This window comes from Streptomyces pseudoechinosporeus, assembly GCF_054783935.1.
In genome coordinates, this window is sequence record NZ_BAAGPS010000061.1 from 88,908 (window position 1) to 103,089 (window position 14,182).

The following is a 14,182-nucleotide window of genomic DNA, read 5'->3' on the forward strand; positions in this document are numbered from 1 at the left end:
AGGAACCTCGGAAGAAGGGCCTCTCATGAAGCACGACGGCTACGACTACATCATCGTCGGCGGCGGTTCGGCCGGTTGTGTGCTCGCCAACCGTCTGACGGCCGACGGCCGGAGTCGGGTCCTGGTCCTGGAGGCCGGTCGGCGACACTCCAGATTCGACTACCCGGTGCGGGTACCGGCCGCCTTCCTCTTCGTCATGGGCCACAAGCTCTACGACTGGCAGTACAAGTCCGAGCCCGAGCCCATGCTGGGCAACAGGAGGATCGCGCACTACCGGGGCAAGCTCATGGGCGGCTCCAGCTCCATGAACGGCATGTTCTTCCAGCGCGCCAATCCCCTCGTCTACGAGCGCTGGGCCGCGGCTCCGGGCATGAAGACCTGGAGCTACGCCCACACCCTGCCGTACTTCAAGCGACTCGAACGCCTCGTCGGCAGTGATCCGCGCGGTGTCTACCGCGGCCATTCGGGACCCATCCCGGTCCATCGGCACAAGGCCCAGAACCCGCTGTTCGGCGCACTCTTCGAAGCCGCGCGCCAAGCCGGCCACGAAGTGGTCGACGACGTCAACGGCTACCGCCAGGAGGGGTTCGCGCCCTTCGACTGCAACATCGAGAACGGCGAGCGTTACGACGCGGCCCGCACGTACTTCGCGCCGATCCGCGACCGGAAGAACCTGGCCGTGATGACCGGCGCGCTCGTCAGCCGTGTCGTCTTCAAGGGCAAGCGCGCGGTCGGCGTCGAACTCGCCTCGCGGCGGGACGGCAGGACGGTCGTCCACGGCAAGGAGATCATCCTCTGCGGCGGAGCGTTCAACTCGCCCCAGCTCCTGCAACTCTCCGGCGTGGGCAACGGCGAGGAACTGAGCAGGCTCGGCATCGACGTGGTCGAGGACCTGCCCGGGGTCGGCGAGAACATGCAGGACCACCTCGAAGCGTTCGTCATGTACGCCTGTACGCAGCCGGTCTCGATGGCCGGCATTCTCAAGCCGAAGTCATGGCCGGGCATCGGGGCCAAGTGGTTGCTGAAGCGTGAGGGCCCGGCCGCCACCAATCACTTCGAGGCCGGCGGGTTCGTCCGCTCGAACGACGACGTGCCGATGCCGAACCAGATGCTGACGATGCTCGCCCTGGGCGTGCGCAACGACGGTACGCCCGCGCCGACGGAGCACGCCTACCAGATCAACCTCGGACCGCAGACGCCCCAGTCGAAGGGGCATGTGAAGCTGCGCGCGAACGATCCCCTCCAGGCCCCGGTCCTCACCTTCAACTATCTGTCGACCGAGCAGGACCGCCGGGAGTGGATCGAGGGTGTCCGCGTCACGCGGGATCTGCTCAACCAGCCCGCGTTCGCGCCGTTCAACGGCGGTGAGCTCTCACCGGGACCCGGCGTCAGGACCGACGAGGAGATCCTCGCGTGGGTGGCCCGCGACGCCGAGACGACGTACCACCCCTGCGGCACGGCCAAGATGGGCACCGATGACAAGGCCGTGGTCGATCCGCAGACCATGCGGGTTCACGGTCTGGACGGGATTCGCGTCGTGGACGCCTCGGTGATGCCCGTCATTCCCAACGCGAATCTCTATGCCCCGGTCATGATGATCGCCGAGAAGGCCGCGGACCTGATCCTGGGCAAGGAGCCGCTGGCTCCCGAAAACGTCGACTTCTACCGCCACGAGAAGGTTTCCTGATGCAAACCGATGTGACCGAAAGCCTCGGCATCGAACTGCCCCTCTTCGCCTTCTCCCACTGCCGTGACGTCGTCGCGGCCGTCACGAAGGCTGGAGGCATGGGCGTGCTCGGCGCCGCCTGGATGACTCCCGAAGAGCTCGACATGTCGATCGAGTGGCTCGAGCGGGAGGTCGACGGCAAGCCCTTCGGCGTGGACCTGGTTTTCCCCGGCACGGCGATGGACGACGAGAAGACTCCAGAGGAGTACCTGGCCTCGATCCCGGACCGCTACCTGGCGTTCGTGAAGGACATGCTGGACGGCGGCGGGCTGAACGACCTCACTCCCGAGGACCGCGACGCCTACATGGTCGAGAACGCCAGGAAGATGGCGATGACCAACAAGAAGAGCCGCGACCAGCTCGACGTGACGCTGGCCCGGAGTTCGGTGAGCCTGGTCGTCGGCGCCCTCGGTGTCACACCGGACTGGGTGGTGAAGGCGGCGCACGCCAAGAGCGTCCAGGTCGGTGCGCTCGTCGGCACCGCCCGGCACGCGGTCAAGCAGCGCGAGGCGGGGGTCGATCTCATCGTCGCGCAGGGCACGGAGGCGGGCGGCAGCGTCGGCACCGTGGCGTCGATGGTGCTGTGGCCGCAGGTCGTGGAGGCCGCGGCCGGTGTGCCGGTGCTGGCCGCCGGCGGTGTGTCCCGCGGCTCGCACATCCTCGCCGCGCTGTCCCTGGGCTGTCAGGGTGTGTGGACCGGGTCGCTGTGGCTCGGGACCGCGGAGAGCGAACTCAGCCTGGAGATGCGGGAGAAGCTCTTCGCCGCCGAGTCGGAGGACGCCCTCCTGGCGCGGGTCATGACCGGCAAGCCGGGGCGGATGCTGCGGACGAAGTACATCGACGCCTGGCAGGCTCCCACCGCTCCCGCGCCGCTGTCCTGGCCGATGCAGTCGATCTTGAACGGCTACTCCTACAAGCGGGCGGAGCACGCACGCGATCTCGACTACTGGACCTACGCCGTGGGCCAGGTGGTCGGTGACATGAAGGGCCACACCACCGTCAAGTCCGAGATCACGCGGCTGCTCAACGAGTACGTCGACGCCCTCGACCATCTCCAGAAGGTCACGGACGTCGACTAGTCCGACGCCGTCGCGTCATCCTCGCCCAACTACCACGTCGTACGGCGTCCGGGAGACGATGACAGGCCACGATCCCGGTCCTTCCAGACGGTGGACGTCCGCCCGCAGAACGACACCGTCGCGCATCGGGACCGGCACGTCGTACTCGATCGTCACGCCTGCCATTGCTCTCCTCCTACTGCTGTGTCATATACAAGACGGACAACTACGAGCTGCAATTCCTGGACCCTGTGCTGGCCGCGCGGCGCGGGCTCATCGCCGTGGTCCAGGACGTGCACGGGCGGTTCACCTCCGAGGGCGGGTTCGTGCCGTTGGTGAACGAGGCCTCCGACGGCGCCGACACCATCGAGTGGGCCGCGCAACTGCCCGGCTCCAGCGGCGCGGTGGGCATGTGGGGCATCAGCTACCTGGGCAACGTGCAATGGCAGTGGGTCAGATGCGTCGGCATGATCACGCTCCGTTGTCACGGCCTCTGGCTCTTCAGCCTAGGCATGCGCGCGAGGCGGCAGACACTGGTGAAAAGCCGATGGCCAGGCTCATGGCTGGTGCGCCTTCCGAGAGCAAGTTGACAGGTCATCCAGTAGTGTGGGGCGAGTGACCTACGGTGTGTCCGGATGTGCGACGACCGGCTTCCACGGCTACCCCGCAGGCAGAAAGGACGGGCTCTGACGTGACTGCCCCCATGGACGTCCTGTCGACGATCGAGGCGGCCGGCGTGTCCGTGGAGACCTCCGGACTCCGGCTCGCCGCGTATTCCTACGACGCGTCCAACTACCGTGTTCCACCGCTGGCCGTCGTCTTCCCGCGAAGCGTCGAGGATGTCGTAGCGGTCGTGAAGGCATGTGCCGCCACCGGTACGCCCGTGGTCGGCCGGGGCGGGGGTACGTCCATGGCCGGAAACGCGATCGGTCCCGGCGTCGTGCTGGACTTCTCCCGCCACATGAATCGGATCCACAGGATCGACGAGACGTCCGGCACGGCCGATGTCGATGCGGGCGTCGTGCTCTCGGTGCTCAGCCGCTCTGCGGAGGGCGCCACCGAGGGTGCCCTCACCTTCGCGCCCGACCCCTCGTCGAAGACCCGCGCCACCGTCGGGGGCGCGGTCGGGAACGACGCGTGCGGAAACCACTCCGTGCGGTACGGGCGGACGTCGGACCACGTGGTCGAACTCGACGTCGTCACCTCGGACGGCGCACGGCTCACGGCGTTCGCCGGCGGACTGCGCGCGACCGACCCCGAGGACGCGCATGCGGTGGCCAGAGCCTTCGAGCTCGGCGAACAGCTCAAGGAGCTCGCGCGGGCCAACCTCGCCCCCTTCCGCACGGAGCTGGGACGCATCCAGCGACAGGTGTCCGGCTACCACCTCTCGCACCTGCTGCCCGAGAAGGGCTTCGACATCGCCCGGGCCCTCGTCGGCTCGGAGGGCACTTGCGCCCTCGTGGTACGGGCGCGGATGAGGCTCGTGCCGAAGGCTCCGAGCGCGCTCCTGGTGTGCCTGGGCTACGCGGACGTCGTCGACGCCGCACGGGACATCCCCACCATCCTGGAGTTCTCGCCCGCTGCTGTGGAAGGCATCGACGAGGTCATCGTGGACACGATGCGGCTGCGCCGCGGCGCGGACTCCGTCCTGGGCATGCCCAAGGGCGAGGCGTTCCTCTACGTCGACCTCGACGGAGAGCGTCCGGAGGACGTGGCCGCCGATGCCGCCTTGCTGCTCGAACGGCTGGAGGCGGGCGGGCGCCTGGTGGACGGCCGTGCGGTTCCCGATCCTCACGAGCGGGCGACGCTGTGGCGGGTACGCGAGGACGGTGCAGGTCTGTCGTCGCGGCCCGCGAGCGGCGGGGAGTCCTGGCCGGGGTGGGAGGACTCCGCCGTCGCGCCGGAACATCTCGCCGACTATCTGGCCGACTTCCGCCGGCTCCTGGACGAGCACGGACTGACGGGCATTATGTACGGGCACTTCGGGGCCGGGTGCATGCACATCCGCATCACCTACGACCTGCGCACCGACGCGGGCCGGAAGGTGTACCGGGACTTCACCGCCGCGGCCGCCGAACTGGTCGTACGACACGGCGGGTCACTCTCCGGCGAACACGGCGACGGGCGGGCCAGGTCCGAGTTCCTACCGATCATGTACAGCCCGTCCGTGCTCACCGCCTTCGAGGCCTACCGCGGCATCTGGGACGGCTCGGGGCTGCTCAACCCCGGGTCGATCACCCAGCCGGACCCGATCGACGCGAACCTCGCGCTCGCCGGAGTCCCCGACCGCGAGTGGCGCACCCACTTCACGCTCAGCCCCGTCGACGCCGAGGCGGCCGGGACGGACCCCTGGGTCCACGCGGTGCAGGGGTGCATCGGCGTGGGACGGTGCCGTGCGGACTCCGGCGGCGTCATGTGCCCGAGCTTCCGGGCCACGGGTGACGAGAAGGACTCCACCCGCGGCCGTGCCCGCGTGCTCCAGGACATGGTCCGGGGTGCGAGCAGCGTCGGTGAGGGGTGGCGGTCGGAGGACGTCCGCGGGGCTCTCGACCTCTGCCTGGCGTGCAAGGCGTGCTCGCACGACTGCCCCGCGGGCGTCGACATGGCGACGTACAAGTCCGAGTTCATCTCCCACTACTACGCGGGTCGTATACGGCCCATGTCGCACTTCTCGCTCGGCTGGCTGCCGCGCTGGCTCAGGCTCACGGGGCGCGTCAGCCCGCTGGTCAACGCGGTGCTCGCCTCACCGCTCGGCAAGGTCGTGGCCCGGGCCGGGGGCCTGACGACCGAACGGGCGCTGCCCCGGTTCTCCTCGCGGCGCAGGCTCCGCAAGGAGTTGGCGGACTTCGGCGGCGACGCGGGAGGTGCCGATGTCGTCCTGTTCGTCGACTCCTTCACGAAGGGATTCCGTCCGGAGGTGGCCGGTGCCGCCGCACGGGTCGCGGCCGGCTCCGGCCGCCAGGTCACCTGCGAGACCGACGCGTGCTGCGGGCTGACCTGGATCACGACGGGCCAGCTCGACACCGCCAAGAAGGTGCTGTCGAAGACCGTCTCGAAGCTCGACGACGGTACGGACACGCCCATCGTCGTCATCGAGCCGAGCTGCGCGGCCGCGCTGAAGCAGGAGGCCCCGGAACTCCTGGGCACACAGGCGGCCGAGCGGGTGTCCTCCCGGGTCCGCAGCTTCGCGGAAGCCGTGCTGGAGTGGGTCGACGGCGGTTGGCAGCCACCGACGATGCCGCCGACGGTCACCGTGCAGACCCACTGCCACGAGTACTCGGCCTTCGGTGCCGCCGTCCAGCGAAAGACGCTCGCAGCACTGGGCGTCGCCCAGGTCGACGAGGCCACGGGATGCTGCGGCGTCGCGGGCACCTTCGGTTTCGAGTCCGAGCACTACGACGTCTCCATGAAGGTCGCCCAACAGGCTCTCGCCCCTGCCCTCAAGCGGGCCGCACCGGAAACACCGGTCCTCGCCGACGGGTTCAGCTGTTCCATGCAGGTAAGGCAACTCGCCCCCGACCGGCAGAGCTTGCACCTGGCCGAACTCATCGACCCGGGGGCGGCTGGCGGCTGAGGCTACCGGCTCGTGGGGATCGGCTCGTCGATGGTCTGTACGCGGTGCTCGATCTCCCACTTGCCGTTCACCTTGCGGAACTTGTCGGTGAAGGTGCCGGTGCTGAAACTTCTGGAACGGGGCTTCTGTTACGCCGGTGGGCGGGCGAGAGAGCCTGTGCCCCACCCGGCGACCAGTAAGTGTGAGGGCTTCAGGCTCGGCCCGTCTGGGAGATCGTTTCAGTGCCTGACCTGCCTGCCCCGAGCTCGACGGGTGTCCGTATCGCTGGTGACAGCTACCAGTGGCTGGCTGCCTGGCAAGGGTGTGTCGCCGCTGTGCGGGCTGCGGCGCTGCGTGCGCCCAACCCCGGTGGTGGCGGTCGGCGTCGAGGTCGACGACGCGGGGAACTGGACGACGTCCTCTTGTACCGGAGGTGCCGCCGCACACCTACATGCAGGTCAACTACGCCGCGAACAGTTCCACTTCGGTCAACGAGGACTACTGGCAGCTCACCGAGGACGGCACTCAGGTCGATCGTGCGCTGATGAGCAACCGGTCCCCGGACTCCGTAGACCCGCTGATCTCACTTGGGGACTCCCGCACCCAGCTACTGGTCCCCAGGGGGCGCAGCAGGGCCCGGGATCGAAGAAGGACAGTCCCGTAGGCGTTGGGCCGAGGGCGCCGAGCTGACCGAGGAGAGGCTGCTGGACCTGGGTTGGCTCGATCGGGCGACCCGCGAGGTGATCGGTTACTCGATTGCCGATCACCACCACGCCAACCTGGTCGTCGACGCCCTCGGCATGGCCGCCGGGCCTGGGCCTCCTGGAGAACGGCTGCGTCATCCACCGGCAGAGCATCAGGCGGACCGGCGGGTCTCGGCGCCGAGTTGTGCCTGGTCGCGGGCGCGGCTGTGTATCGAAAGGCTCCGTTCGAGGCCGGCGTCGACCAGCTCGTCGGGGTTCCGCGCCGGCGAATACGACGGCAGGAAGTGCAGCTCAATCCGGTGCGGGTGATCGGCCGGCCGTACAGCAGGCTGGGTGCGCCTGAGGGGAAGACGAATGCCTTGGCCTGCCCGCTTTCCACTGTCCGCTGATGACCATCTCATGTCTGTTGGCTACGGGCCGAAATGCCCGACCCGAGGGAATAGTGGCTGGTGAGGCCCGCACAGCCGGGCTGTCGGCGCCGCACGGCGCCGGGAGTGCACACGTGCGCCGCGTTCATGCGGCCGGCCACATTGTCCATGAAGGGAAACGGAATGAGCGTCAACAAGGAAGAGATCGGCAAGACCGTTCTTGAGCTGGAGAAGTCCTTCAACGAGCGGTGGAGCGTCGGCGACAACCGCGGCTACCTCGACAACTACGCCGAAGAGATCAGCTACTTCGATCCGGTTCTGAAGGAACTGATCGTGGGAAGTGACGCGGTCATCGCTCACATCGAGTCGCTCTACTCGAACCCGCACATCGTGCGGAACGAGTACCTCAACCCCGCCGTGAACGTCAGCGACAGTGGTGATTTCGCGGTCCTGGCCTACAACCTCGACACGTACGTGCTCGACGACAACGGCAACGAGCAGCAGCTCCGTGCGTGGAACGCCACCGAGGCCTACCGGCTGATCGACGGTGAGTGGCGCATCGTTCACTCCCACTGGGCGTTCACTCAGACCGCGACGGAAGCGATCGCGTCCTGACCTGAGGATCCAAGGGACGCCAAGCCACATGCGTGACCCCCTGCGTCGCCAGCAGGGGGCTCCTCATGATCACCTTCAGAAGGAACCCGAGACGTGAACGCCAGCGACACCGCCCGGGAGCCCGCCGCGCCAAATGCGATCGAGGTGCGCGGCGCGCGCGTGCACAACCTCAGGGACGTCGACGTCACTGTGCCGCTGGGCCGGCTGGTGGCGATCGCCGGGGTGTCCGGTTCTGGGAAGTCCTCACTGGCGCTCGGCGTGCTCTACGCGGCAGCACGTCCACGTCGGCGGCGTTCCAGTGCTCGGCCAGCAGCGCGGCGACCATCCCGGACACCAGATCAGCAGCCCAACCCACCCTCCCCCCATCGCCAGCACCGAGGCCGACAGGAGTCCGCCCGTCTTCTCCTCCACACCCCGTACGCAGCAGACCACGGGGGCACGCGGTGCGGGCACTCTCGCCACCGGCGAGCGGCACTTTCCGGCTCACCCGTGCCCTCTTCCCGCCCGCGATGCTGTCATCCGCCCCGCGGAAGGTCACGCATTCGATCTTCGTACCCACATACGACACCGACACCGAGCACACGGCATGAGGCCGACGGATGACGAATCGCTACGGATACCCAAGGAAATGCGGGACCTGCCGGGTCACTGCCGTCCGATCTTCGCGTAGACCTCAGGGCGGCTCCGGCGGTAGACGATCGCCAGGACGACGCCCCCGACGAAGACCGCCGCGATGAACAGAAGCAGGGTGTTCGCGAGAACCGTCGAGCCGCCGATCAGGAGCTCGAAGTTGGTGACGGCCATGACCACGCCGGTGACCAGTCCCACGCCCGCGATCAGCGGGCAGACCACCGTTGCCCAGACGGAGAAGAGGTCACCGCCGTGCTTTCTCATGTAGACGGGTACGGCGATGTTGGTGAGCAGTATGGCGAGGACGAGCACAAGGCTCGTGATGCCGAGCGCGGCCGCGTAGAACTGGACGGGGTCGACGTCCAGGACGATGACGGGAATGTTCACGCCGAGCGCCGCGATGCTGACCGCCATCGAAGCGGTGTGCGGGGAACCGAACTTGGCGTGCACACCGCTGAGGCCCTTCGGCAGGATGCGGTCGGCGCTGAGATTGAAGACGTACCGGCTCACGATGTTGTGGCCCGCCAGAACGACCGCGAACGTGCTCGTGTTCACCAACACGGTGGCCGAGTCCAGCAACAGCTTGCCACCGAACTGCTGCATCGTGCCTTCGATGGAACCCGTCGGGTTCTCACCCGCAGCCGCCACCGCCTGGTCGACCCCGAGGGCATTGATGTACAGCCAGGCGGTGAGACTGTAGAACACCATGGCGAAGATGATCACCGCATAAGTGGCGCGCGGGACGGTGCGCGCCGGGTTACGGACCTCGTCGCGGAAGAGCGCCGTGATCTCGAATCCTCCGTACATTCCAAGGCCGAACAGCAGGGCGATTCCGAAGGACCCCTGGAACCAGTTGCCCGTTTCGAACGGAGCTGCCGAGAGGCCCGATGCACCGCCCTTCGCCAAGACCAGGACGTCGTAGACGACGACCACGGCGACTTCACCCGCGAGGAACACGGCGAGGACCTTCGCCGAGAGGTCGAGTCGCAGGTAGCCGAGGAGGCCGGCCGCGGCCCAGAAGAGCGTACCGAGCACCCACCACGGGAGATCGGGACCGTGGAAGGTGTTGTGGATCAGCGAGTTGAGGACAACGCCTCCGAAGGAGAACGTCCCTGTGTATGCGCAGAAGTACCCGACGAGGGCCATCAGGCCCGAGCCGAGCCCGACGGCACGACCGAGACCGGCGGTGATGTAGGAGTAGAACGCGCCTGGGTTCGGGAGTACCCGTGCCATCCGGGTGAAGCCGACCGCGAACGCGCCGATGATGAGGCCGGCCGTGATGAAGGCGATCGGGGTCCCGATGCCTGTCCCCACGACGAGCATGATCGGGATGACTCCGACGACGATGACCAGCGGCGCGTTCCAGGCCATGACGCTGAAGAAGAGGTGGAAGATACCCAGGTTGCCTCTGAGTCTGGTTTCGTTGTGGCTCAGCGACTCACTTGTGACGGTCATTCGCGTTCCCTTGCAGGTTTTTGACGCGGTGGCTGAACAGCCGGTGCTACGCCGAAATGTGCTCGGCCTCGTGCGACCGGGAGCACAACCTTCGACCTCCTCTCCCCCGCCAACAATTGTGCGAATGACGAATTAATCGCTCGGCTTTCACATCTGGCTTATGGACGGCACAAGATCACTGCCGCTCCCGCCAGTTGACGGGAGAGATCGACAGCAGGAGCCGGGTTCCGACCGCGGCGCCGTATCGGACTGTCGTGCCCTTCGGGAGGACGATGAGATCGCCTGGATCGCCGGTGACTTCCCGGTCGGTGCCGCTCTCGATCACGATCAGACGCGCCTGACCTTCGATCGCGTATGGCCTCCTCGCGGGTACCGGAGCCATGGCCGGCTCGCCCGTTGGCCGGTGAGCGGCGCCTTGTTCCGCAGGTAGCGGCTGGTGGTCGATCAGGTCGCCGTCCAGCCACCGTCCACCGCGATGACCTGACCGTTCACGTAACTCGCGTCGTCGGAGGCCAGGAAAAGCACGACGCTCGCCACCTCGGACGGCTCGGCGGACCGGCGCGCGGGGATCAGAAAATCCATGATCTCCGGCGACACGCCGATGCCCCGCTGCTGGGTCGAGACCAGGTCCCCCAGGAGCTCCTCCGAGGTCGCGCGGAGGTTGGTCCTGATGACCCCCGGGGCCACCACGTTCGCCGTGACGCCGTGCGGGCCGACGTCGATCGCCAGACGGCGGTGGAGACCCTCGATCCCTGCCTTGGAGGCGACGTAGGACAGGCCGTCGGCCGCGCCACGCTGCCCGGCGACCGAGCCGATGGTGATGATGCGGCCGGACTTCTGCGGGATCATGCGGTGCGCTGCGGCCCGGCAGCCGTTGAAGGTTCCGGTGAGGTTCACACCGATCACCTTCGCCCAGAGCTCGGGAGTGGTCTCCTCCACGTCGGCGTATCCGTCGAAGACGCCCGCGCAGTTGACCATCACATCGAGCACGCCGGTCACCGACGCGGCCTCGGCGACGAGCGACTCGACCGACTCGTGGTCAGTGACGTCCACCTGCCGGGTGTGCAGGTTGGCGGCATCGCCGACCTCCTTGGCGGTCTCGTCGAGGCGGTCCTGGGAGACGTCGCTCGCGAACACCTGGTAACCGGCCTCGACGAAGGCGCGGGCGATGCCTCGCCCGATGCCGGATCCGGCTCCGGTGATGGCGACGGTTCGAGTCCTTGTGGTGGTCAAGGTGGGTTCCTCTTCTCAGGCTGTCATCCGATGGATCGACGACGGGATCGGCGCTCGTCCCGGCAGTCGCGGTGAACGGGCCGACCGGTTCGGTCAGTGGCGTTGGAACATGACGAGCCACTGCCCGTCATGGCACGCCTCGTCGCGCTGGTTCTTGACGACGACGTCGAAGGTGACGACCCCCCGGTCGGGCTTGGTCCTGGACGGGCGGACCTCGGCGACGGTCTGCTCGACATGGATGGTGTCTCCGATCAGCACCGGGCCGCGCAGGTTCCAGGCCATGCCCAGGAACGCGATGGCCGTTCCTTCCTTGATGCCGAGCCGCGCCTCCAGCCCGATGGCGACGGAGAGGACACCGGGGCCGTGGAGGGTCCGGCCGCCGAAGGGGGTGGTGCGCGCGAACTCCTCGCCCGTGTGCAGCGGGTTGAAGTCGCCGGAGAGGCCGGCGAAGTTGACGAGGTCGGCGCCGGTGATCGTGCGCGCCGGCGTCACCCACGTCAGCCCTACGAAGAAGTCGTCGAGGCAGAGGCCACGCCGGCCGGGGACGAGCCGCTCGGGTGCGGTGGTCTGGTTCACGGTCGGTTTCCTTGATCGGTCGTTGTTCGCGGCGCCGGCCGGCCCCCAAGTCGTCGGCGATGACAGCGAGTCCGGGCCGGCCGACGGAAACCGCCGAGCAGTCAGCCGGTGTCGGAACGTCGGGTGAGACGAGCCCACCACCCACGAAGCAGCTCGGAGAAGCGGACGTACCACGGCACGTGCTCGGCCGGTTCCTGGCCGCCCACCACTTCGACGAACTGCCCGATCGCGTCGCTCAGGATCGAGCGGATGACGGGGCCGCCCATCGCGGCGAGGCTGCCGTCGATCCTCAGGTCCGCGGTGTAGTCGAGCAGTGCGTGTCCGGACTCGTCGGCACGGACCAGTACGTTGGCCGTCCCCTTGAGCTTCATGTTGAGACGGGTGTCCTCGCCTCCCAGGGTCACGGTGAGCGCGTGACGTGCCGGATCGGGCTCGATGACTGCTGTGAGGTCCCAGTTGGCGCTGATGCCCATGACGGTGTTGACCATGCGCGCGCGGAACACGTTCTCGCTCTCGGCCACGAGGCTCGCCGGGTCGAGCCCGGGCAGACACGAGGCGACGAGCGGCACGTCCTCCAGCCGCGTCCAGGCCGTGGCCGGCGTCACGGGCACGACGACCACGTCGTCGAGAACGACCGTCGTACCGGCGGTCTTCTTGGCGGTGCGCCTGCTCCAGTCCGCCTTGCGGGAGGTCATCCAGGTCTCTCCAGTCGTCGATTCGGTGAGATTCGGTGAGGAGTCAGCCGAGACTCACCGCGCGGGCCATGCCCTCGGTGATGGCAGGGCGGTCGTAGTGGAACGGAGCGATATCGATCTCCTGCCGGTGGCCGAGGACGAGGTCCGCCAGGACCCGGGCGCTGCCGGGGCCGACGGTCGCGCCGTAGGCGTGTCCGGATCCGAGGTACAGCCCCGGGAGGGCCGCGACGTCGGAGAGGACGGGCAGACCGTCACCGGTCTGTGGCGCGATGCCGGCCCACGTCCGTTCGACGGGGATGTGCTGGAGGGACGGGACGTGGTCGCCGAGGACACCGAAGGTCTGGGCCATACCGGCGACGGTCGGATTGGGCGAGGCGTCGGGACCGTCGACGAACTCGATCGGGCAGCCGAGCCACAGGCGCCCGTCGGCGCGCTGGCAGATCAGTTCGAGAAGTCCCACCTCGGGCATGATGTGCTGCAGCGGGTGCAGGACGATGTCGTCGTCGTAGCCGGGAAGCTCACGGACGAACGCGTACTCGTGGAACAGGCTCGGCCCGTACGCCGCGACGCCGAAGCGCTCCTCGACGGGTGCGGTCTCCGCCATCTGCATCCGCATGTGGAGCACGTGGAACGGCAGGCCGGCCTTGGCGAGGAGCTCGGCCGTCCACGACCCGGCCGTCACGGCGACGGCGTCGGCGCGGTGGACACCGGTCGCGGTCCGCACGCCGACACACCGCCCGTCCTGCACGACGAGATCCAGGACGTCGGCCTGGAGCAGCTCGGCACCCTCCTTCACGGCGGCGGCCGTCAGGGCGTCCACGAGCTTCCCCGGGTGGAGGAAGCAGTCACTCTTGCTGTGGATGCCACCGACGACTTCCTCGGGCAGAAGCGGGCAGAGCTCGCGAGCCCGGTCACCGTCCACGATCTCCATGGGCAACCCGTCGGCCTGACGCCGTTCGACGAAGCCCTGGATCAGCGGCAGCTGCTCCTCGTAGTAGTAGACGAGCGCCCCGTTGGCACGGAACTCGAAGTCGCCGAGCTCCTCGGCGAGGCGTGAGTAGAGCATCCGGGACAGTTGCGCCAGGTCCAGCTGCGGACCGCCGGAGCGGGTGATCATCGAGATGTAGCCCGCGTTCCGGCCGGAGGCGCCCCAGCCGGCGTGTTGGCGGTCGACGAGCGTGACCTTCACACCCTCCCGCGCGAGGTAGAGGGCCGTGGCGGCGCCGATGATCCCAGCGCCGACGATGATCGTGCTCGCCGGCTGGGTCGCACCGGTGGAGGATGACGTGGTGGTCGACATCGGTGTCCGTCCTTCTTCGTGTATCGAGGGGCCTGAGCAGCCGGCGTGTTCCGATCACGGTCTTCTGGCTTCATCGTGAGCCGCGCCCCGGATTGCGGCCATTGGTCCTCTTGCGAGGGTGTTCTGTGATCATTGGTGGATTTCCAACGGTCGTGTGGGCGCCCCGGTGGACCGCTGGGGAGAGGCGTAGCCGCCGACAGCCGTCCGCCGACGGCGAGGCGCCCGGCCGGGCACGTCACACAGGAGTCCGCCGACCGGGACGCGCTGAA

Annotated in this window: 12 protein-coding genes; 5 read left to right on the top strand and 7 right to left on the bottom strand. The window is 68.0% G+C overall.

Translation table 11 applies throughout. The annotated features are described in order from the left end of the window. The first annotated feature begins 25 nt into the window (after positions 1 to 25). Positions 26 to 1,687: a choline dehydrogenase gene (locus ACYVO6_RS39440; protein WP_461070037.1), complete on the top strand. Its 1,662-nt coding sequence runs from the start codon at positions 26 to 28 to the stop codon at positions 1,685 to 1,687. After that, on the top strand, positions 1,687 to 2,805 hold the full coding sequence (locus ACYVO6_RS39445) for a nitronate monooxygenase (protein ID WP_461070039.1): 1,119 nt from the start codon (positions 1,687 to 1,689) through the stop codon (positions 2,803 to 2,805). The genes ACYVO6_RS39440 and ACYVO6_RS39445 overlap by 1 nt, the downstream gene beginning before the upstream one ends. Before the next feature lie 15 nt (positions 2,806 to 2,820). Here ACYVO6_RS39445 and ACYVO6_RS39450 read toward each other — a convergent pair whose 3' ends face one another. Beyond that, on the bottom strand, positions 2,821 to 2,970 hold the full coding sequence (locus ACYVO6_RS39450) for a hypothetical protein (RefSeq protein WP_461070041.1): 150 nt from the start codon (positions 2,968 to 2,970) through the stop codon (positions 2,821 to 2,823). Between ACYVO6_RS39450 and ACYVO6_RS39455 the strand changes: the two genes are divergently transcribed. The 3 genes from ACYVO6_RS39455 (at position 2,970) to ACYVO6_RS39465 (ending at position 8,024) form a co-directional block, all read left to right on the top strand. After that, positions 2,970 to 3,374: a CocE/NonD family hydrolase gene (locus ACYVO6_RS39455; protein WP_461070043.1), complete on the top strand. Its 405-nt coding sequence runs from the start codon at positions 2,970 to 2,972 to the stop codon at positions 3,372 to 3,374. The genes ACYVO6_RS39450 and ACYVO6_RS39455 overlap by 1 nt on opposite strands. Positions 3,375 to 3,475: 101 nt before the next feature. Then, a complete protein-coding gene (locus ACYVO6_RS39460; protein WP_461070045.1) occupies positions 3,476 to 6,358 on the top strand; it encodes an FAD-binding and (Fe-S)-binding domain-containing protein in 2,883 nt (960 codons plus the stop codon). A 1,234-nt stretch (positions 6,359 to 7,592) separates the two neighbouring features. After that, entirely contained in the window at positions 7,593 to 8,024 is a 432-nt protein-coding gene (locus ACYVO6_RS39465; RefSeq protein WP_461070047.1) for a YybH family protein, read from the top strand. Positions 8,025 to 8,669: 645 nt separating this feature from the next. Here the strand turns inward: ACYVO6_RS39465 and ACYVO6_RS39470 are convergent. The 6 genes from ACYVO6_RS39470 to ACYVO6_RS39495 form a co-directional block, all read right to left on the bottom strand. Then, positions 8,670 to 10,109: an APC family permease gene (locus tag ACYVO6_RS39470; RefSeq protein ID WP_461070049.1), complete on the bottom strand. Its 1,440-nt coding sequence runs from the start codon at positions 10,107 to 10,109 to the stop codon at positions 8,670 to 8,672. A 175-nt stretch (positions 10,110 to 10,284) separates the two neighbouring features. Next, positions 10,285 to 10,491: a hypothetical protein gene (locus ACYVO6_RS39475; RefSeq protein ID WP_461070051.1), complete on the bottom strand. Its 207-nt coding sequence runs from the start codon at positions 10,489 to 10,491 to the stop codon at positions 10,285 to 10,287. Positions 10,492 to 10,553: 62 nt separating this feature from the next. Next, on the bottom strand, positions 10,554 to 11,342 hold the full coding sequence (locus tag ACYVO6_RS39480) for an SDR family NAD(P)-dependent oxidoreductase (protein ID WP_461070053.1): 789 nt from the start codon (positions 11,340 to 11,342) through the stop codon (positions 10,554 to 10,556). A 93-nt stretch (positions 11,343 to 11,435) separates the two neighbouring features. Further along, positions 11,436 to 11,918: a MaoC/PaaZ C-terminal domain-containing protein gene (locus ACYVO6_RS39485; protein ID WP_461070055.1), complete on the bottom strand. Its 483-nt coding sequence runs from the start codon at positions 11,916 to 11,918 to the stop codon at positions 11,436 to 11,438. Positions 11,919 to 12,019: 101 nt separating this feature from the next. Continuing rightward, positions 12,020 to 12,613, bottom strand: coding sequence for a CoxG family protein (locus tag ACYVO6_RS39490; protein ID WP_461070057.1), 594 nt, complete (start codon positions 12,611 to 12,613; stop codon positions 12,020 to 12,022). A gap of 43 nt (positions 12,614 to 12,656) precedes the next feature. Next, complete coding sequence (locus ACYVO6_RS39495) at positions 12,657 to 13,913, bottom strand: NAD(P)/FAD-dependent oxidoreductase (protein ID WP_461070059.1); 1,257 nt, start codon at positions 13,911 to 13,913, stop codon at positions 12,657 to 12,659. Positions 13,914 to 14,182: the final 269 nt, after the last annotated feature.

Bases quoted from the DNA above. Each gene is read 5' to 3' on its own strand.
- ACYVO6_RS39465 (WP_461070047.1), top strand. From the start codon at position 7,593: ATGAGCGTCAACAAGGAAGAGATCGGCAAGACCGTTCTTGAGCTGGAG.
- ACYVO6_RS39495 (WP_461070059.1), bottom strand. From the start codon at position 13,913: ATGTCGACCACCACGTCATCCTCCACCGGTGCGACCCAGCCGGCGAGC.
- ACYVO6_RS39470 (WP_461070049.1), bottom strand. From the start codon at position 10,109: ATGACCGTCACAAGTGAGTCGCTGAGCCACAACGAAACCAGACTCAGA.
- ACYVO6_RS39440 (WP_461070037.1), top strand. From the start codon at position 26: ATGAAGCACGACGGCTACGACTACATCATCGTCGGCGGCGGTTCGGCC.
- ACYVO6_RS39445 (WP_461070039.1), top strand. From the start codon at position 1,687: ATGCAAACCGATGTGACCGAAAGCCTCGGCATCGAACTGCCCCTCTTC.
- ACYVO6_RS39475 (WP_461070051.1), bottom strand. From the start codon at position 10,491: ATGGCTCCGGTACCCGCGAGGAGGCCATACGCGATCGAAGGTCAGGCG.
- ACYVO6_RS39450 (WP_461070041.1), bottom strand. From the start codon at position 2,970: ATGGCAGGCGTGACGATCGAGTACGACGTGCCGGTCCCGATGCGCGAC.
- ACYVO6_RS39490 (WP_461070057.1), bottom strand. From the start codon at position 12,613: ATGACCTCCCGCAAGGCGGACTGGAGCAGGCGCACCGCCAAGAAGACC.